Annotated in this window: 18 protein-coding genes and 1 riboswitch; of the genes, 10 read left to right on the top strand and 8 right to left on the bottom strand. The window is 34.7% G+C overall.

The window, feature by feature from the left end; translation table 11 throughout:
- Positions 1–64: 64 nt before the first annotated feature.
- Positions 65–1,816 carry a hypothetical protein gene (locus PI20285_RS08255; RefSeq protein ID WP_056986375.1) on the top strand — a complete coding sequence of 584 codons (1,752 nt, stop codon included), beginning with the start codon at positions 65–67 and terminating at the stop codon, positions 1,814–1,816.
- 198 nt (positions 1,817–2,014) lie between these two features.
- Here the strand turns inward: PI20285_RS08255 and PI20285_RS08250 are convergent, their stop codons facing one another.
- Positions 2,015–4,441 carry an LTA synthase family protein gene (locus PI20285_RS08250; RefSeq protein ID WP_057772737.1) on the bottom strand — a complete coding sequence of 809 codons (2,427 nt, stop codon included), beginning with the start codon at positions 4,439–4,441 and terminating at the stop codon, positions 2,015–2,017.
- 121 nt (positions 4,442–4,562) lie between these two features.
- Here PI20285_RS08250 and PI20285_RS08245 point away from each other — a divergent pair, with 121 nt between their 5' ends.
- Entirely contained in the window at positions 4,563–5,636 is a 1,074-nt protein-coding gene (locus tag PI20285_RS08245) for an IS30 family transposase (RefSeq protein ID WP_105782225.1), read from the top strand.
- A 568-nt stretch (positions 5,637–6,204) separates the two neighbouring features.
- On the opposite strand, the gene PI20285_RS08235 is transcribed toward PI20285_RS08245, so the two are convergent.
- Entirely contained in the window at positions 6,205–7,089 is an 885-nt protein-coding gene (locus PI20285_RS08235) for an IS3 family transposase (RefSeq protein ID WP_105782191.1), read from the bottom strand.
- Entirely contained in the window at positions 7,074–7,331 is a 258-nt protein-coding gene (locus PI20285_RS08230) for a transposase (protein ID WP_017866964.1), read from the bottom strand. The genes PI20285_RS08235 and PI20285_RS08230 overlap by 16 nt, the downstream gene beginning before the upstream one ends.
- Before the next feature lie 443 nt (positions 7,332–7,774).
- Here PI20285_RS08230 and PI20285_RS08225 point away from each other — a divergent pair, with 443 nt between their 5' ends.
- A complete protein-coding gene (locus PI20285_RS08225; protein WP_156406550.1) occupies positions 7,775–8,509 on the top strand; it encodes a DUF6056 family protein in 735 nt (244 codons plus the stop codon).
- 63 nt (positions 8,510–8,572) lie between these two features.
- Positions 8,573–9,163, top strand: a complete 591-nt coding sequence (locus PI20285_RS08220; protein ID WP_158694989.1) for a hypothetical protein — start codon at positions 8,573–8,575, stop codon at positions 9,161–9,163.
- Here PI20285_RS08220 and PI20285_RS08215 read toward each other — a convergent pair.
- Together PI20285_RS08215 and PI20285_RS08210 are read right to left on the bottom strand one after the other, a co-directional pair.
- Positions 9,160–10,044 (bottom strand): IS3 family transposase, encoded by an 885-nt coding sequence (locus tag PI20285_RS08215; RefSeq protein WP_105782191.1) that lies wholly within the window; start codon positions 10,042–10,044, stop codon positions 9,160–9,162. The genes PI20285_RS08220 and PI20285_RS08215 overlap by 4 nt on opposite strands.
- Positions 10,029–10,286 (bottom strand): transposase, encoded by a 258-nt coding sequence (locus tag PI20285_RS08210; RefSeq protein WP_017866964.1) that lies wholly within the window; start codon positions 10,284–10,286, stop codon positions 10,029–10,031. Before PI20285_RS08210 ends, PI20285_RS08215 begins: the two co-directional genes overlap by 16 nt.
- A 337-nt stretch (positions 10,287–10,623) precedes the next feature.
- Positions 10,624–10,748: riboswitch (FMN riboswitch) on the top strand.
- Between the two features lie 117 nt (positions 10,749–10,865).
- Here PI20285_RS08210 and PI20285_RS08205 point away from each other — a divergent pair.
- Positions 10,866–11,459 carry an ECF transporter S component gene (locus PI20285_RS08205; protein ID WP_046872079.1) on the top strand — a complete coding sequence of 198 codons (594 nt, stop codon included), beginning with the start codon at positions 10,866–10,868 and terminating at the stop codon, positions 11,457–11,459.
- Positions 11,460–11,521: 62 nt separating this feature from the next.
- Here PI20285_RS08205 and PI20285_RS08200 read toward each other — a convergent pair whose 3' ends face one another.
- Complete coding sequence (locus tag PI20285_RS08200; protein WP_046872078.1) at positions 11,522–12,595, bottom strand: aminopeptidase P family protein; 1,074 nt, start codon at positions 12,593–12,595, stop codon at positions 11,522–11,524.
- A 217-nt stretch (positions 12,596–12,812) separates the two neighbouring features.
- Between PI20285_RS08200 and PI20285_RS08195 the strand changes: the two genes are divergently transcribed.
- Positions 12,813–13,319, top strand: a complete 507-nt coding sequence (locus tag PI20285_RS08195; RefSeq protein ID WP_226996024.1) for a GNAT family N-acetyltransferase — start codon at positions 12,813–12,815, stop codon at positions 13,317–13,319.
- 639 nt (positions 13,320–13,958) lie between these two features.
- Here the strand turns inward: PI20285_RS08195 and PI20285_RS08190 are convergent.
- Together PI20285_RS08190 and PI20285_RS08185 are read right to left on the bottom strand one after the other, a co-directional pair.
- Positions 13,959–14,324, bottom strand: a complete 366-nt coding sequence (locus PI20285_RS08190) for a DUF1304 domain-containing protein (RefSeq protein ID WP_057774799.1) — start codon at positions 14,322–14,324, stop codon at positions 13,959–13,961.
- A gap of 142 nt (positions 14,325–14,466) precedes the next feature.
- A complete protein-coding gene (locus PI20285_RS08185) occupies positions 14,467–15,069 on the bottom strand; it encodes a nitroreductase family protein (RefSeq protein ID WP_057774802.1) in 603 nt (200 codons plus the stop codon).
- Between the two features lie 261 nt (positions 15,070–15,330).
- Here PI20285_RS08185 and PI20285_RS08180 point away from each other — a divergent pair, with 261 nt between their 5' ends.
- From PI20285_RS08180 to PI20285_RS08165, 4 genes are all read left to right on the top strand, one after another.
- Entirely contained in the window at positions 15,331–15,912 is a 582-nt protein-coding gene (locus PI20285_RS08180; protein WP_057774806.1) for a hypothetical protein, read from the top strand.
- A 93-nt stretch (positions 15,913–16,005) separates the two neighbouring features.
- A complete protein-coding gene (locus tag PI20285_RS08175) occupies positions 16,006–16,221 on the top strand; it encodes a hypothetical protein (RefSeq protein ID WP_057774808.1) in 216 nt (71 codons plus the stop codon).
- Between the two features lie 112 nt (positions 16,222–16,333).
- A complete protein-coding gene (locus tag PI20285_RS08170; RefSeq protein WP_057774811.1) occupies positions 16,334–16,654 on the top strand; it encodes a hypothetical protein in 321 nt (106 codons plus the stop codon).
- A 148-nt stretch (positions 16,655–16,802) separates the two neighbouring features.
- Positions 16,803–17,636 (top strand): YitT family protein, encoded by an 834-nt coding sequence (locus PI20285_RS08165; protein ID WP_057774834.1) that lies wholly within the window; start codon positions 16,803–16,805, stop codon positions 17,634–17,636.
- Positions 17,637–17,697 lie beyond the last annotated feature (61 nt).

Raw genomic sequence — 17,697 nt, 5'->3', positions numbered from 1 at the left:
TATCAAAGTATGATACACTATAAAAAGTGTAATTTGATGTACTTGAAATTGGAGGATTTAAAGCATGCAAACGAAAGAAGTTGTTAAAAAGGAATCTATGCGAAGTGTTTCTCTATCTTTAGGTATTGTATTTTTTTACATTTTTATCAGTATTTTTTCAATAATACTTATCAAGAGATCTGGGTTCCTTTTTAAGGGAGATGACTTGCATTTTCACATTGATAGAGTTGAAAATCTTGTTGGGGTTTTAAAGGGACATAATCTTTTATCGTTTATTTCTACATATGCATATAATAGGACCGGAATTGCAGTAGATCAATTTTATCCGAATCTTTTTATGTATCCTTTTGCTATTCTTAGGATTTTAATTAAAAGCCCGGTATCTGCAATATATGATGGTTTTATTTTGATAAATTTGCTTACTTGTTTTATTGCACATTTATCATATAAAAGTTTTTCCGGGTCAAATTTTCAAGCATTTATTTTTACTAACTTTTACTTTTTTGCAACATGGCGTTTTACGGATATGTTTGCACGTTTTGACCTTGGAGAGCTATTGGCCATTGCCTTCATTCCATTGGCTTTTTTGGGATTTTATGAAGTGATGTTTCGTAATACCAAAAAATGGCCAATCTTAGCGTTAGGAATGAGCTTAATTCTTTATTCACATTTGCTGAGTGCATTAATGATTGCTTTTTGCTTTGTTTTGATGGTAATTGTTAATTTAAAAAAGATTCCTAATATTAAGCTAACTATCCTAAGATTCTTAAATGCCATGATTTTATTTCTAGTGTTATCTTTTGGATTCATTTACAGCTTTTTGTATACATCTCGTAGTGCAACTGTGAAATTACCGGTAGCACGCATATTACAGAATGAGGCGCTGAATCCCTTTTATGTTCTAAAAGATTCAATATCAAACAGTATATCTATTTATCGCCCTGAGGTTTATAACATTGGCATTGTAGCAATTGCAATATTAATTTTGTTGCTACGGGTCAAACCGATGAATAAATTAACTTCACAGTTGACAGGTTGGACTGTATTAAGTTTGTGGGCTTGTACAAATTTGTTTCCCTGGTTTATTTTTCAAAATACACCTGTGAAGGCTATGCAGTTTCCATGGCGGTGTTTTTTTCTTGCAAGCTTTTTTATTTCTGTTCTAGGTGTTCAGGTCATACTATTTATTTTTAAACCTGAAAAGAGAAAGTGGGTTGCTGCAGGATTACCATTGATTCTGCTCATGCTCAATATGAGTTCTATATACAGTTTTGTTCAACAAAGGGAACAACTTCCAACTTTGAATTACACATTAAATGCAGCTACTAGTAATTATAAAAATCATTTTTTTAAAATTGACGATAAGAATTATTCTCGATTGGCAAATTATAATTATGGTAGTGATTATATACCGGAGACAAAAGAAGCTTCTAATGAATGGAATAGCAAGCTATTTACTAATGTGGCTCAACACAGAGCTATTTTACCAGATGGCCAGTTAATGACCATGAGAAAAATAAAGAGTATTCCAAATGGAATGATATACAAGCTTCCTGTTCAAAGGAAATCGAGTGATGTTTCTTTACCTTTCTACGTATATAATAAAAATAATTATGTTGTTAAACGCAATGGTAGCGAAGTACCGTTTAAGGTTGATAAAAATAAATTATTGAATGTAAGAGCTTCGTCTTCAAAAAATGAGTTCAAGATACAGTATGTTCCAACTCACATGCAATTATTTTCAATTTTTGTTTCCATCATGGGTTTCTTTTTAATTTTAGGCTTGTGGGTGTACTATAGTGTGCGTAGGTCGTAGAAACTAAAAATAATGCCGCTCGTAATCAGCTTGATTATGAACGGTATTATTTAGTTTAACTTTCAGTTTTAAACATATATCCAAAAGTAATGTAATATTTGATGTCTTTTAGTTGGTATTTTATTTTACAAAGGGTTGATGACTTTTATAAAATTAAGGCAATCTCGATGCTCCAATTTGCGCTTCAGTCTTAATTTTTTATTTTATAAAATTTTTATTCTTTAAGGAATATTGTTTTCCTGCCGTAATATCGTACTGTATCAATTTATAATCCTGTAAGAACTTCTTTGACTTTTCTGACAGTGAATTCTTGGGAATATATTGACCATTGCTGTTCATGAATTTATTTCTTTCGGCAGCCGGCACATATCTGTTTATTTCAGTTAATAATGCAATATATGGTGAAACTTTTGTATTAGTCTGCTGAAAAACCATTGGTGTGAACATATTGGGAGAAACCACTTTGGTATGCGAAAGTGGTTGATGCTTGAAATTACTATAAATAAAATAGTTAGTTTGATGTAAACGATTATCATACTTAGTGGCATTTTTTCCTGCAACGATTGGACCATCATACAGTCCAGGCAAATGATCACCATACCAAACAATAGTGACGTGTTTTTTCATTTTAGAGACTCTTCCAATGAGTTTCTTAAGCGCTTGATCAGTATAATTGAGGCCTTGTGAATATGATTCTACTTTTTTTAGACTGTAATTTGTAAGCCTACCAGTAGCCTTATATTCATTTTTTGCATATGTTCCAGGAGTATAAGGCATGTGGTTCTGCATTGTTGAAAGTTGAATAAATTGGCCTTTTTTTGTTGAGTTAACTTGTTTTAAAAGCTGTTTATATGCCGAATCATCAGAAACGTACTGAGATTTGCCAATCTTTTTTGTGTATGAAAGTTTATTTCCATTAAAATTGTAAAAATGTTGGAAACCGAACTTTTTAAACACTGTTGTTCGATTATATGTTGTGCCAGTATAAGGATGAATAGCATTCTTTGTTTTGAAATAGTCAGTGATTACCGGTAAATTACTAACTTTTGGAACTAGAAATACATAAGGTGTGACTAAAGAAGGATCAAAGTTATTCATTGAAAGCCCAGTTAAGGCTTCAAACTCAATATTTGCTGTTCCTCCACCATAACCAGAGCTGTACATTAGTCCAGAAGTGTTAGTTCGTTCAATTTTTTGTTCATAAGGAATAGGATTTTTTGATAATTTAACTGAGGGAACCATTCTTGGATCTGCATAGCTTTCACTCAAAACATAAATGACTGTTTGTGAATTCAAACTATTATTTTCTCGTGTTTTATTAATCTGAGTTGCTAAAGCCTGATATTTTTGTGTAATGTTGTCAATCGATTTTTTGTTGTAATTATTTGGTTTGTCCATCGTTTTTATAATTACGGTTCCAAAGAATGTTACAACAGGTCCAAATTTATTTGAAGAATATTCTAAAGATTCAGGATGTGCATGAAAGCCTGAGTTATTTAAGGCAGTAAAGAAAATATTATCGTTAGTAGGTTTTTGGTTTTTCCAGGCAATCAAATTCAATTGATTTTCGGTCTGTGCAAAACCATACAAGATAAAGCCTGAAGCAAACAGTAAAATTATTCTTGTTGGTAAATTATAAATTTTGCCTTTTAAAAAATGTCGTTGCATAAAGGCTGATCCAATTATTAAAATAATCAGACCAACTAGCAAAAGTAAGACTATTTTTACGTTGACCATTTTTATGATATCTGGAAGAGATTTGATTAATCCAAGGTCGGATCCGATGATTGGTTCATCACGTGCTGATATTTTTGCAAAATTTGCGTAACTCCAAATTAGCATTAACATTACAAACGAAGTATTAGCATACCAAAATCGATTAAAAATGATTTGGATAATTAAGTACAGTAAGGTTATTAGAAAAAAGTTGAGCAAGCCAAGGTATAATTGACCATTCTGTCGCCAAATTAATGTCTTAAGCCCCTGCCCATAAAATTGAGAGTAATTAAAAATAAGGTAGCAACCACTGATTAAAAAAATAGAAACAGGTAAAGTGATCAATTTGTTTTTAACGCCACTAAAACGTAAAGATAAGCCTTTGGAAATGACAAAGGCATATATTATGGCTATTAGTATGGTGAAAAAAGAAAAGAGACTTACGTGTCTTAAAATGTTTGCTAGCAAAGCTGGACTCTGTTCTGAAAAGTAACGTGTTAAAATCTGTTTGGACAAGGGATTAGAAAAGATCAAAACAAGTCCTAAAATCATGCCTGACGAAGTCGATGAAAAAATTTCATTACCTTTATCATAGTTAAAAAGGGACGATGACCAGCTGGAAATGAATAGAAGACTAACAACTGGAAGGAAGATCAAGGTTATTTCTGATTGATAAATAATGGCCAAAGCGATGGATACTAATTCTAAGATGGTTACTATGATCCTTATTGTTTTTGGAGTTGCAATCTTTTGATAGAAATTTTGCAAGTAGACACCAAGTATAAATGCATAGCCCGTTAAAAGTGTGATATTAGCGGTTGGATGATTTGTAAGTAATAAGGATTCAACTAATAATAAAGCCAATATACCGACAAAAAGAATATTTGCAGTTTGGTTTTTTATTTTCAAAGGTTTTAACTTGAATATTGTCCGCGAATTTTATAATCAAGTTAGCCACCTTTTAAAAGTGGCCAAATAAAAGACACCAAGACGAAAAAATCAGGTATCATTGAAGTTCCCACACTAAACAATGAAAGAGGTTTTCGTCTTGGTGCAAGAACAGCTTATCACATCTCACGTAAAGGGTCATCATTTAACTCAAATTGAGCGAGGCAGAATTGCTGGCTTACTTTCTGCAGGCAAATCTGCTCGTCAAATTGCCGCTGAAATTGGTGTCTGTCATCAAACTATTAATAATGAGCTTAAGCGTGGCCGCATTCAACAGGTAAAGAAACTCAATGGTAAAGAACAGTACTTTAGCGTTTATGCGCCTGATACGGCCCAAGTTCGGTATCAAACGAATCGACAACGCTGTCATCGACCTCTAAAATTTAAATTTGTTACTAACTTTCTGGCTTACTTTGATGATCATTTCCACCAAGATGATTGGTCACCTGATGCAGCAGTCGGCTTCGCCCACCAACAACATCTGTTTAAGCGCACGGAGATGGTTTGTACGAAAACTCTCTACAACTATATCGATGCGCAATTGTTAGAGATCCGTAATCTTGATTTGGTGGAGAAGGCTAACCGTCGTACTAAACATCACTGGTCAAACAAGCATCGACGTTTAGCTGGTAAAAGTATTGAGGAACGTCCTAAAAGGGTCGACAAACGCAAGGAATTTGGCCACTTTGAGATTGATACTGTAGTTGGTAAACGAAGTGGACATGAAAGTGTATTATTGACCTTCACGGAACGTAAAACTCGTTATGATATTGTTCGCTTGATTGAAGGCAAAGATGCTGATTCGGTATCGTATGCACTTAAGGGAATTTGTGCTGAATTTGGTGATCTTATTAAATCTGTTACTGCTGACAACGGAACGGAGTTCACAGCCTTGAATGCAGTCTTAGACGGCGTAGCTGACATCTATTATGCCCATCCGTATAGTTCCTTTGAAAGAGCAACCAATGAAACTCATAACCGCATGATTAGACGATATTTACCTAAGGGACACTCATTAGATACGATTGGTCCCAAGACGGTTTCAATGGTTGAAAGTCGTCTTAACCAATTACCGCGACGTATCTTGAAGTATCAAACCCCAAAAGAAGCTTTTCAAATTGAAGCAGCACGTATTCGTAAATCATGTAGTGCGTAGCTATTATCTTGACCTTCAATAGATATTCTGACTTGCCCCGCAACTTCGCCTGCGGGGTGGCTAACTTGTTCTTGCGATTTCCGCTTGAATATTGTCAGAAAAATCATTAGTAAAATAATTATCGTTGAAAACCAATAATTTTTAATTAAAAAAGGGAAGAATGAATTTATAAATGTGTTCACATTTATAGTTGAAACGTCGATGCTGAAAAGCAATGGCGTAAGTGGTATGGAAAAGCATAAAAGAACAGTATAAAATTTTAGTACTGTAACCCATTTAAGTTGATGAAAATTTAACGCCTCCCCAAGAAAAAAGGCGAGAAGTACCAAACTAGTTTTTTGAAAGCCACCTATCATTTTCAATGTGCTAAGACTCCATGATGCTAGTTTTAGATTAGAGGCGTTATAAATAATAGAACAGAATATAGTTAGTACAAATATGAATCCCAATGCTATTGTTAAAATTGCTGATTTTCGATTTAGTTTTGAAAAAATCATGAATAAGGCCCCTTCAATATATTTGTGGCATTGGATTTAGGTCAAGAATCTGGACACATTTTATGTATAATTTAAGCGACTAATTTTTCCTTTTCATTTGGAGTTAAATAATCAATGCTACTGTGAATTCGAGCACTGTTATAAAAGCTCTCAATGTAGCTGAATATTGCAGCATTTGCTTCTTCAAAATCCTGATAATGGTGTTGGTAAACCTCTTCTTTTTTCAAACTGGCGTGAAATGATTCCAAACATGAATTGTCATAGGGACAGCCACGCTTGCTATAAGAATGGCGAATATGGTGTTGCGCTAAGATCTGTTCAAAGCCAGCACTGCGGTACTGGCTACCCAGATCGGTATGCACAATTAAGTTATTAGTCGTCTTTCTAGTTTCAAAGGCTTGTTGAAAAGTGCTGATCACAAGATCAGCAGTCATATGACGGCTGATTTTATGGGCAATGATTTTACGTGAATATAAATCCTGAATGCTTGATAAATAACACCAGCCATTGGCTTTGGTGTGAATATAAGTTATGTCTGCACACCACTTTTGATTTGGACTGGTTGTACGAAAATCTTGCGCGAGTATATTTGAATAATCAGTCGCATCAATATCATTAGTTTGTTGATAATGCCACTTCTTGCGCGTGATTGATTTTAACCCCATTTGGCGCATTAATCGTTGAACTAGCTTAATACTGGCAGTCTTACCTTCTTTTTGTAACGCTTTTAGAATTTTAGGTGCCCCGTAGATACGTCTAGAATTAAAGTAAATGCGTTTAATCGACTGGCTAAGTGTCTTACGACGCTTGGCTTGTGGCGATACATGATTCTGCTGATGTTCATAGTAAGTTGAGCGTGGAACTGAGAGTACTTTACAGGTTTCTTTGATACTATGGTGCTTCAAATTAATATCAACGGCTGTCTGCCAGTCATCTGGGTTTACTTTTTGGCGAATATGGTTAAGGCTTTTTTTAAGATGTCATTCTCACTTTCTAGCTGTTTCAAACGTTTTTGCAACGCTAAAACATCTGATTTGGAAATTCCACTTCCTTTGTCTTCTTTATATAGATTAATCCATTTGTAAATAGTTACATTTGATACACCATATTCGTCTGTAAGATCAGCTACCGGGGCGCCATCCTGGTACAGCTTGACAATCATTTTTCTAAAATCTACTGAGTACTTTTTCTTGGTCATAAAAACACAATCCTTCCTATTATGAAATTATACTAAATCGTGTCCATGATTTCATACTACCTTCACATCTTCTAATATAGTACCATGAATTTGGTGTGAATTTGCAAATGTGGTCAGGTGAATTTTTTCCTGAATTTTTTTGCTTAACTATAATTGAACAAAAAAATATTAACTGGTTTGATGAAATAATTGGTGATTTAAAGTCAAATTCGATACCATTAATTGATTTGTTATAAATAATGATATAATTAATGCTGTTGTGCTCAGGTGTGCTAATAACAATAAATGACTAATGACGAATTTTCTTAATATGGTTGAGTGTATTGTTAGCTAGTTAAAATTAACCCTGTGTATGAATAGAATCGCGTTTTTATGGACGGCTAATTGGTTCACGTTTACTTACTGAAATGGTAATAAATGAATGAAATTAAGGAGACTTTTTCATGGTAAAAAGATTCACAAAAGGAATATATTTTAGCTTCATTTTTATATTTTTTGTTTGTTTTAGATATTTTCTAATATTATGTAGTGATGACTTTTTTTGGGCAGGGGATAAGGGACAATATCTTTTGCATCATTTTTTTGTTGGTAACTCCACATTTGGCGGAAGTGGCAATGGTAGATATTTGGGCAGTATTCTTGAAATTTATTCAGTTAGGCATTTGATTGTTGGTATGCTTGCTTATGGTATATTTCTAACTCTTTTAATTTACTTGATTTATAAGATTTGTGGATCAAACAATATTTCTTTGATTTTGGCAACACTTGCGATTCTATTGATACCGACTGGTATTTTTACCGATGTAATTGCGTGGAATGCAGCATTTGTTAATTATGTGCCACCAATGGTGACGTCTTTAACGTTTATTTGGATTAATAAACAAGGACTTAAAGATAATTATGGACTTGATGTATTTTTGTTGATTCTGATGCTTTGTGGCCAATTGTTTTTAGAAAGTATGACAATCTATCAGTTTTTAATGGTTGCTTTTATGATAATTCTTCAAAAATATGTTTTGAAAGATAAAGTCAGTAAATATAATTACTTTGCTTTTGTCGGATCAATTATTGGAACTATATTAATGGTGATCAATCCGTCCTATCATATGATTAGTAATTCTAGTTATAGGCAAACCTCACATAGTATATTACAAATTATGCATAATTATGTTTTTTAAACACATTTTTATTTTTTGACATTTAACTTTTTGTTAAACGTATTAATTGCCATTCTATTTATTATGATTTTACTTTCAAATAAAAATATTCGTTTTAGAAAAATAATTGTGACAATACTTATTGGATATTTGGTTTACTTTGTCGGTATTAATAAATATATTGATTATAAGACTGTTAGTTTTTTGTTTATAGTTAATAACTTGAATAAGACTATTGCATATTTGGATACTTTTGTAATGACTTCTTTCTGGATTCTTGTGCTCATATTGATATTGTATTTGTTACCTAAAAATTTAAAAGGTTTGGCCATATTTTTTCAAATTTCCGGAGGAATTACAGCCGGTCCTTATTTGATTGTTGCAAGTCCTTTGCGTGTAAGGGAGTATTTTGGAAATTATATTTTTATGGTGTTAGTTGCAATATTGATTGCCAATTATGCTTTTCATGTGACATTTAGAAATACAAATTTTAATCTTTCAAAACTTAATTTTATTAGTTTTATTTTAGTTGGGTTAGTATCTACAAATTTATTATTAATTATGGGAATCAACCATAACGCGAATTCAATAAGAACAAGTAATGAGGCTTGGCTTAACACTAATAAAACATTGGATTTAGGTCAAGAATCTGGACACATTTTATGTATAATTTAAGCGACTAATTTTTCCTTTTCATTTGGAGTTAAATAATCAATGCTACTGTGAATTCGAGCACTGTTATAAAAGCTCTCAATGTAGCTGAATATTGCAGCATTTGCTTCTTCAAAATCCTGATAATGGTGTTGGTAAACCTCTTCTTTTTTCAAACTGGCGTGAAATGATTCCAAACATGAATTGTCATAGGGACAGCCACGCTTGCTATAAGAATGGCGAATATGGTGTTGCGCTAAGATCTGTTCAAAGCCAGCACTGCGGTACTGGCTACCCAGATCGGTATGCACAATTAAGTTATTAGTCGTCTTTCTAGTTTCAAAGGCTTGTTGAAAAGTGCTGATCACAAGATCAGCAGTCATATGACGGCTGATTTTATGGGCAATGATTTTACGTGAATATAAATCCTGAATGCTTGATAAATAACACCAGCCATTGGCTTTGGTGTGAATATAAGTTATGTCTGCACACCACTTTTGATTTGGACTGGTTGTACGAAAATCTTGCGCGAGTATATTTGAATAATCAGTCGCATCAATATCATTAGTTTGTTGATAATGCCACTTCTTGCGCGTGATTGATTTTAACCCCATTTGGCGCATTAATCGTTGAACTAGCTTAATACTGGCAGTCTTACCTTCTTTTTGTAACGCTTTTAGAATTTTAGGTGCCCCGTAGATACGTCTAGAATTAAAGTAAATGCGTTTAATCGACTGGCTAAGTGTCTTACGACGCTTGGCTTGTGGCGATACATGATTCTGCTGATGTTCATAGTAAGTTGAGCGTGGAACTGAGAGTACTTTACAGGTTTCTTTGATACTATGGTGCTTCAAATTAATATCAACGGCTGTCTGCCAGTCATCTGGGTTTACTTTTTGGCGAATATGGTTAAGGCTTTTTTTAAGATGTCATTCTCACTTTCTAGCTGTTTCAAACGTTTTTGCAACGCTAAAACATCTGATTTGGAAATTCCACTTCCTTTGTCTTCTTTATATAGATTAATCCATTTGTAAATAGTTACATTTGATACACCATATTCGTCTGTAAGATCAGCTACCGGGGCGCCATCCTGGTACAGCTTGACAATCATTTTTCTAAAATCTACTGAGTACTTTTTCTTGGTCATAAAAACACAATCCTTCCTATTATGGAATTATACTAAATCGTGTCCATGATTTCATACTACCTTCACATTGACGACTCATGTGCCATTTAGGAAATATGTGAAGAATCTCGACATATTGTCAGGTCAGACTAAGTTTTATTATAAAAATCGAAGTAATATGAATTTCACTCAAAAAATCTTGCACTAATCGGGTTTTATAATTTTATAAAATTTGAAAGTAGCGTACTTGAGTTTTTGATGTCATACTCGGAAGTTATTTTAATTTTTGGACTGATAAGAATGATTACTGGTTATTTCTAGATAAGTAGTGTAATATTATTTTTGAAAATTAAATAAGGTTCGTCTTCAGGGGCAGGGTGAAATTCCCGACCGGTGGTTATACAGTCCACGACCCATCATTGTGATGGTTGAATCGGTGAAATGCCGATACCGATAGTTAAAGTCTAGATAAAGAAGATTGGGTTATTTGTGTACTTTAAATTCAATTGGTTCTTTATGCTCTGTTTCAGCATAAGGAACCATTTTTTTTTGAATACGAATAAGTCACCTGAGATGAGTCATTCAAGGAGGATGTCTCACATGGGTAGCAAAAATGTTACACGTTTGGTGGTCATTGCAATGATGGCTGCAATTTCATATATTTTATTGTTGTTTGGGTTTCCAATTTTACCAGGGTTTAGTTTCCTGAAAATTGATTTCGCGAATGTACCGATCCTAATCATCATGCTAATGTATGGGCCAGGAGCAGGAATTGCCACAACGGCCGTGGCAGGACTACTGGACATTGTTACAAAAGACAGTAGCATGGTTGGCATTATTGGTATTATTGCGAATTTCTTAGCCACAATGTGCTTTGCATTGCCAATCTATTATGCGGTTCGTAAGCATGTAACAGAAGGAATTCGTAAACAAATTAAATATGTGATCCGCGGAATTATTGTAGGAACCATATCAATGGCAGTGTTTATGAGCCTAGCTAATTTGTTTGTTTTATTGCCGCTTTATTTTAAATTAGTAAGTTTCCAAATTAACTTATCAACCCTTAAAATGGTGCTGTATGGTGTTTTACCATTTAATCTGATTAAGGGGGCAGTTGTTGGACTTGCGACTGGAATTATTTATGGTCGGATGGTTCCTTGGTTGCAAAGCCGTCTTCGAACTGCGAAACATTAAACTATAAAATAAAATGACTGTTTGAAATGGATTTTGAAATCCAAAGCAAACAGTCATTTTTACTATAAAATAATTAAATCTTGTGTGATTTGAGAAAGTCGTTGGCAACCTGAAGCGGTAACTAGAACATCATCTTCAATCCGAATACCACCAAGATCTTTTACATAGATTCCCGGTTCCACAGTTAAAATCTCGTTTTGTGAAACTTTGAATGCTGGCATAGCACCATAACTTTCAGGATATTCGTGAATATCTAAACCAATGCCATGGCCCATTCCATGATTAAATTCTTTACCATAGCCTTTAGAAGTAATAAAATCACGGCCAATTTTATCCAAAGTTTTACCAGAAACTCCTGGTTTAACCGCGTCCATTACTTTTTGTTGGGCAACTTTGACAATATTGTAAATTTCTTTTAGTTTAGGATCTGGGTCACCTAAAGCAATTGTCCGAGTAATATCAGAAGTATATCCATTTACGTAGTAACCAAAATCGATGGTGATCATTTCGCCAGAATTGATTACTTTTGTTGTGGCCGCTCCATGAGGCATGGCTGCACGGACGCCACTAGCAACAATGGTCTCAAACGAAGCACCGGTTGACCCATGAGCTTTCATCCAGTTATCTAAAATGTTAGAAACTTGAATTTCGGTTAATCCGGGTTTGATTTGGGTTAATAAATAGTTAAATCCTTGGTCAGAAAGTTCAATTGCTTTCGTATTGGCAGTAATTTCTTCAGGGCCTTTAACTGCTCTCAAGTGATTTACAACGCCATCAGTGGCTTGTAGTTTTAAATTGGGTAACTGTTCAAGTTTGGCGAAATCTGAATAAATGATTGTGTCTTCGAATCCCAATGTTTTGATAGATTGCGTGTGCACTAACTTGGTAATAACTTTCATGTAATCCCGCGTGATAACAAGCTGGATGCCATTTTCTAAACGTTCGTTGAGATCCTCTTCATAACGTGCATCAGTAATGAGGGTGGCACCAGATGGGGTGACGACTAAACGGCCATCACCTTGTTGGCCATCAAAACCAGTTAAATAGAGAAGATTGAATTCATTTTCAATCAATAAACCATCTATTTTTAAACTGGTTAATTTTGTTTGTAGGTTTTTAATTCGGTTGATATACATATAATGACCTCTTTCATAAAAAATGCTATAGGATTAGTTTAACCTAATTCTAATGAAAAACAACCTAATATTGCAGACTGATACATGTAAGAAAACAAATCAAATTGACTTTTAATCTTTCAAACGGTATAGTATTTACAATTTAGCGGGGAGATTTAGTAATGACAATTGAAGAAAAACTTTTATTGAATAATCGTTTAGAAACAAAAAGACTGTTTTGCGTCCGGTAACCGTGGACGATGCGGAAGATATGTATGCTTACGCAAAGGATCCAGAAACTGTGAAGTATTTGTCATTTGACTATTACAAAAATTTGACGGAAGCAAAAACGGAAATCTTGAACTATTTTGTCAAATCTCCTCAGGGTAAGTGGGGGATCAAACTAAAAGCTAATCACAAATTAATTGGCACAATCGATTTTCGTTTGGATGCACCAGATTTAAAAGCGGAAATTGGCTATGCAATTGGACGTGAGAATTGGGGAAATGGGTATGCACCGGAAGCTGCAACTCGTGTTTTACGACTTGGATTTGCAGAGCTAGGACTGAAACGAATTGAGGCGCTACATTGTTCAGAAAATCCAAAGTCTGGACGTGTCATGCAGAAGATTGGTATGCAAAAGGAAGGTGTGTTGCACAATAATACACAACTAAAAGGACGAACGGTGGATGATGTGTTGTATGCCATTACTGAAGATCAGTGGCGAAAACAAATAGGAAAATAGGGTGAGCAATTTAATTGTAACCGATTGCACACCGTGCTATTATAAGAGTTGAGGAAGGGGATAACTCCCCAACCAGAAAGTTCTTCTCAGTTTGATGCTAGCTGGTTAAATTTGGGCCAATCTAGTAAACGAATATTTAAAAACATCATCTACAGACGCGATGTAAAGATAAAGTCTGAGATTGTAACGAAGATAGACAGTTAGCGACAGGAACAAGAATTTTGTTGGAGGAATTTCAACATCGATAAGATAAACTGTTTAAACGATCGGAAAGCTCGCTGAAGCTCGAACAAGTGTGGAATCAGTAGGAGACTACTTGAATCGCACCAGTAGATATAAAATAGATAAGTCGAGTGGGTTAGAGCAAAGATCGATAAAGATAATTAGTAAGACTAGGAGATTCGGTGTGTGATGCGTGATCTGTGAGGTTTTACGAAAGAAAAATAGATAGTTGTGAAGGTGTAAGGTTATTTCAAAGCAAAAACAATTAAGTGGTTGGGGTACTTCCTCATAGGGGAATCCAAGAAATGAGAAGATCTTGGATTCTTTTTTTATACATAAAATTAAAAAAGCTTGAAAAGAAAAGAGCATGCCAAAGTTGAGAAAAAGCTCAAATAAGGCATGCTTATTTTGATGTAATCAGACTAAAAATAACAAAATAAAAACGATGGTAGCAGGTAACAATTGGAGACCAAAAATTTTCTTTGTAGCAGTTAAACCGCCGTAAGTGCCGACAACCATCACGAAAAACATTAAAAGGCGCAGAATGGTTATCAAAGTTGGACCACTAAAAAAGAATAATGTGCTAATGATCAGTAAGCCAAGGGCACCATTGTAAATACCCTGATTACCAAAAGCCACTTGGGCACTAGGTTGTTTAACAAAGCTGGGTGACAGGTCAAAAGCCTTGGCTTGCGTGTTAGGACCCGCGAACATTTCTAAAAGCATAATAAGCAAGTGTTCAAGTCCGATTAGCGCGGTTAAAAAAATCACAAAAGTCGTCATATTAAATAAACCTCCATTGTTGAATAACTAGTTCTATTGTAGGGTATTCTCATCATTAGTGCTAGCTTATTGACTTTTAACTATAAATTTAAATTTATAAAAAAACATCCCCATTAAAAAATTGAGAATGCTTAAATATAATTTATTTTAGAACGCGGAATCGTTTGTCATCTTCTAAGTAGGTTTTAGCAGCAGCAGGGGCTTCAATTGACCCAAAAGGCATTTGAGCACGCAAAACCCAATTTGTTGGGATATCAAAGGCAATGCGCACTTCACCATCAATGAGTGGATTGTAATGCTGTAAACTAGCTCCAATTTTATTTTCTGATAAGGCAGTCCAAACGTTTTGTTGCGCACCACCAAGGCCTTGTTCTGCCCACGCCTCAAAGTTTGTTGCATATAAAGGAACCTGTTTTTCGTAATCAGCAACCACACTTTGATCTGTGAAGTAGAGGATAGTCCCGAAGCCAGCTTTGAAACTATCAACTTTTTGTTTAGTGCCAGCGTAGATTTCTTCAGTGGGCACTTCTGATTTTAAGCGATTGGCCACGATGTCCCAAAGTTGATCGTGTTTTTCACCGTACAAAATAACTGCACGAAGAGTTTGATTGTTAAACGCGGTTGGTGACTCACGAATAGCCGATTTAATTAAGTGATTAATGTCAGTTTCAGGTAAGGTCACATTTTTGCCGAGATTATAAATTGTACGTCGTTGCTTTAAAGCATCTAAAAAATTTGTATTCATTTTTCTTCTTCCTCTCAATCAAATTACAGTGATTATCCTACCAACATACAAAGGGTAAGTAAAGGAATATACGTAAGGAAAATATGCTAATTTAATTACTTTTTCAATATTTATACTTTACTAACGATGGGTGAAAATTGATTTGATGAACACGAAATAGTGTGTTAGTATTTCCACTGAAAACGATAATTTCGTTTATCAATATTTACAACAGTAGTGGCAAATGTACGACTGTAAAAGTAAAATGGGGGGAATTAAGATATGTTAAATAAAAAAAGATTGATTGTCATAGTTTTAGTGGTAACAATTTCATTATTCATGAATTTTGGTAGCGTAACACATGCAGCTACAACGAATGCAGACAATGTGAGAGAGGAAAGTATTGATAGTTCAGAACGAGGAGCCACAATGAAAGACCCGAGTTTTGACACAAAAATAACAGTAGCTAAAACGTCTTCTGCAAACACGAGTAGTTGGTCTGATTCGATAGAGGAAAGCCTGGACAAAGGCGCAACCATGAAAGATCCAACTTCGAATATAAAAATAACAGTGGAGAAGGCGCCTTCTACAAATTCGAATAATAAGAACAATGCACAAACATACAGTAAAGCAGACAAAACCAAGACTGTTACAAATGCTAATGCTACAAGCAAAACAAATGTTGACACTGAAAATGCGATAAAAGGCACTTCTAATAAGTACATTACTAGTAATTCCAGCGTTTTACCACAAACATCTGAAAAGAATGGTAGTTCTATACCAGTAATTGTGGGTTCGTTATTGTTCTCGGTAGGTATGCTTTGGATTTTTGATTATGAATTGGCAAATAAGTATAAAATGTAAATTTAAAAAAATGAAAAGATTTGCGAAATTCCTCTACACTTATTAAATGAACTAATATGGTTTATTTGATAAATGTAGAGGGATTTTTGTTTTATGAAGAAAATAAATGACTATTTAGGTTTTAGGAGAAATTCAAGTAGTTTATCTGCAAGTGATGTGCGTGCTGAAACTTTCCAAACGTCTAATGCTCAAGGAAAGGCAATTGCAACCCGAGAGTTCGAGGGATTAACGTTTGACGGAACAGGGACCGGCTACCTACTGACAAATAAAGGTGTTGAAATAATGAAAGCTACAAGTTCAGATTTCTAGGTTACGGTTTATACATTTGAACTAATTTCTGCTCAAAAGTTCTTCGTCTTGTCTTGTTTCCAATTTTTGAGCTATAATGCAGGTTATAATATGCAGAAACGGGGTTGGCACAATGATATCGGTATTTGATGTAGTACGAATTAGTCGGATTGATCACGCAATGGTGAACAGCCATCAGTTAGTCATTACCGATATAAATGGGAAGCCAAATGGTTTGCTGACGGATTTATTAAGAGATGTAATTGAAAAAATGAACATTTTTATGACTGTTTCATTGAATACAACGGTGGATGATGTACTGGTGGCTTTGAGCAAAAATACGCCGCTTCCCGAAGATGCGTTAGTGGAGTATGAAAAAATTCTTACAGAAAACGTCACGCATCTTAACGTGGCTACTCGTAAAAAAGTTATTGAATTAGTTCTGGATCGTTAAAATGGATTTCGTTTGTCAGATGAATTGGCAAATGAAGTCTTTTTATTTTGCTAATATTCGTCTTCAATTATACACATCATTAGCTTTATGAAAGAAAATTTGCGATAATAAAGTTAATAAGTAAACCACAAGAAAGATAGGTGATGTGTTGAGCAAACGTAAATATCATTGGCTCATACAAATGGGTTTAATTCTGGTCGCGTTGGAGATCATTGCCGTCGCGATTAACATGTTTTACGCACCACATAACGTGGCATCCGGTGGAACGACCGGAATTGCCATTTTATTGCACGAAAGTTTTGGACTTAATATGTCGATCGTCGTTTTAGTATTGAACGTGGCAATGTTGATCCTTTCTTATTTCACATTGGATAAAGCAACTACAGCCCGGATTACATTTGGTAGTCTGTTACTTCCGATGTGTTTAGCGATAACGCCACAAATTAAGCTGGTAAATGATCGCTTGTTAGCGGTCATTGTGGGCGGAGCCATTTTTGCAGCAGGAGTTGCACTTCTTTATCGCATAGATGCGTCTAGTGGAGGAACCACTGTACCGCCATTAATCTTTAAAAAATATTTCAACCTAAAACCGGCTGTTGGATTGCTGGCAGTGGACGGGATAGTCTGTTTTTTCAATATTTTTGTTTCCGGATTTGAAGCGTTCTTTCTTGCCATCTTTTCATCGATTTTAACCATGGTGATCATGAATTACATTGAGACCGGCCTGGATCGCAAAAAAGTTATTTATATTATGAGTGACGGGAATCTGGATGAGGTTCAACATAGCTTGGTAACCTTGATGGAAAAGGGCCTTACTGTTTTTGATGTCAGAGGTGGCTACAGTGGTGATAAGAAGCAAATGTTGATGATTGTGGTGGAAAATTCAGAGTATCAACATATTTTGAATCAAATTCATATATTGGCACCGGATGCTTTTGCACTTGTCTATAATATTGCCGAAGTTCATGGCGGAAATATGTAAAAGGGTTTTCATTTATTCTACAATAGCTGTAATATTGAATTATTAATTGTAGAGAAGTGAG

Source organism: Pediococcus inopinatus, from assembly GCF_002982135.1.
In the GTDB taxonomy this organism is placed as follows: domain Bacteria; phylum Bacillota; class Bacilli; order Lactobacillales; family Lactobacillaceae; genus Pediococcus; species Pediococcus inopinatus.
The sequence above is the reverse complement of the archived record's forward strand: the minus strand, read 5'-3'. Positions and strand labels throughout refer to the sequence as shown.

Coding starts and splice junctions, on each gene's coding strand:
- PI20285_RS08255 (WP_056986375.1), top strand. CDS start 65: ATGCAAACGAAAGAAGTTGTTAAAAAGGAATCTATGCGAAGTGTTTCT.
- PI20285_RS08245 (WP_105782225.1), top strand. CDS start 4,563: ATGAAAGAGGTTTTCGTCTTGGTGCAAGAACAGCTTATCACATCTCAC.
- PI20285_RS08230 (WP_017866964.1), bottom strand. CDS start 7,331: ATGACCAAGAAAAAGTACTCAGTAGATTTTAGAAAAATGATTGTCAAG.
- PI20285_RS08225 (WP_156406550.1), top strand. CDS start 7,775: ATGGTAAAAAGATTCACAAAAGGAATATATTTTAGCTTCATTTTTATA.
- PI20285_RS08220 (WP_158694989.1), top strand. CDS start 8,573: ATGATTTTACTTTCAAATAAAAATATTCGTTTTAGAAAAATAATTGTG.
- PI20285_RS08210 (WP_017866964.1), bottom strand. CDS start 10,286: ATGACCAAGAAAAAGTACTCAGTAGATTTTAGAAAAATGATTGTCAAG.
- PI20285_RS08205 (WP_046872079.1), top strand. CDS start 10,866: ATGGGTAGCAAAAATGTTACACGTTTGGTGGTCATTGCAATGATGGCT.
- PI20285_RS08200 (WP_046872078.1), bottom strand. CDS start 12,595: ATGTATATCAACCGAATTAAAAACCTACAAACAAAATTAACCAGTTTA.
- PI20285_RS08190 (WP_057774799.1), bottom strand. CDS start 14,324: ATGACGACTTTTGTGATTTTTTTAACCGCGCTAATCGGACTTGAACAC.
- PI20285_RS08185 (WP_057774802.1), bottom strand. CDS start 15,069: ATGAATACAAATTTTTTAGATGCTTTAAAGCAACGACGTACAATTTAT.
- PI20285_RS08180 (WP_057774806.1), top strand. CDS start 15,331: ATGTTAAATAAAAAAAGATTGATTGTCATAGTTTTAGTGGTAACAATT.
- PI20285_RS08175 (WP_057774808.1), top strand. CDS start 16,006: ATGAAGAAAATAAATGACTATTTAGGTTTTAGGAGAAATTCAAGTAGT.
- PI20285_RS08170 (WP_057774811.1), top strand. CDS start 16,334: ATGATATCGGTATTTGATGTAGTACGAATTAGTCGGATTGATCACGCA.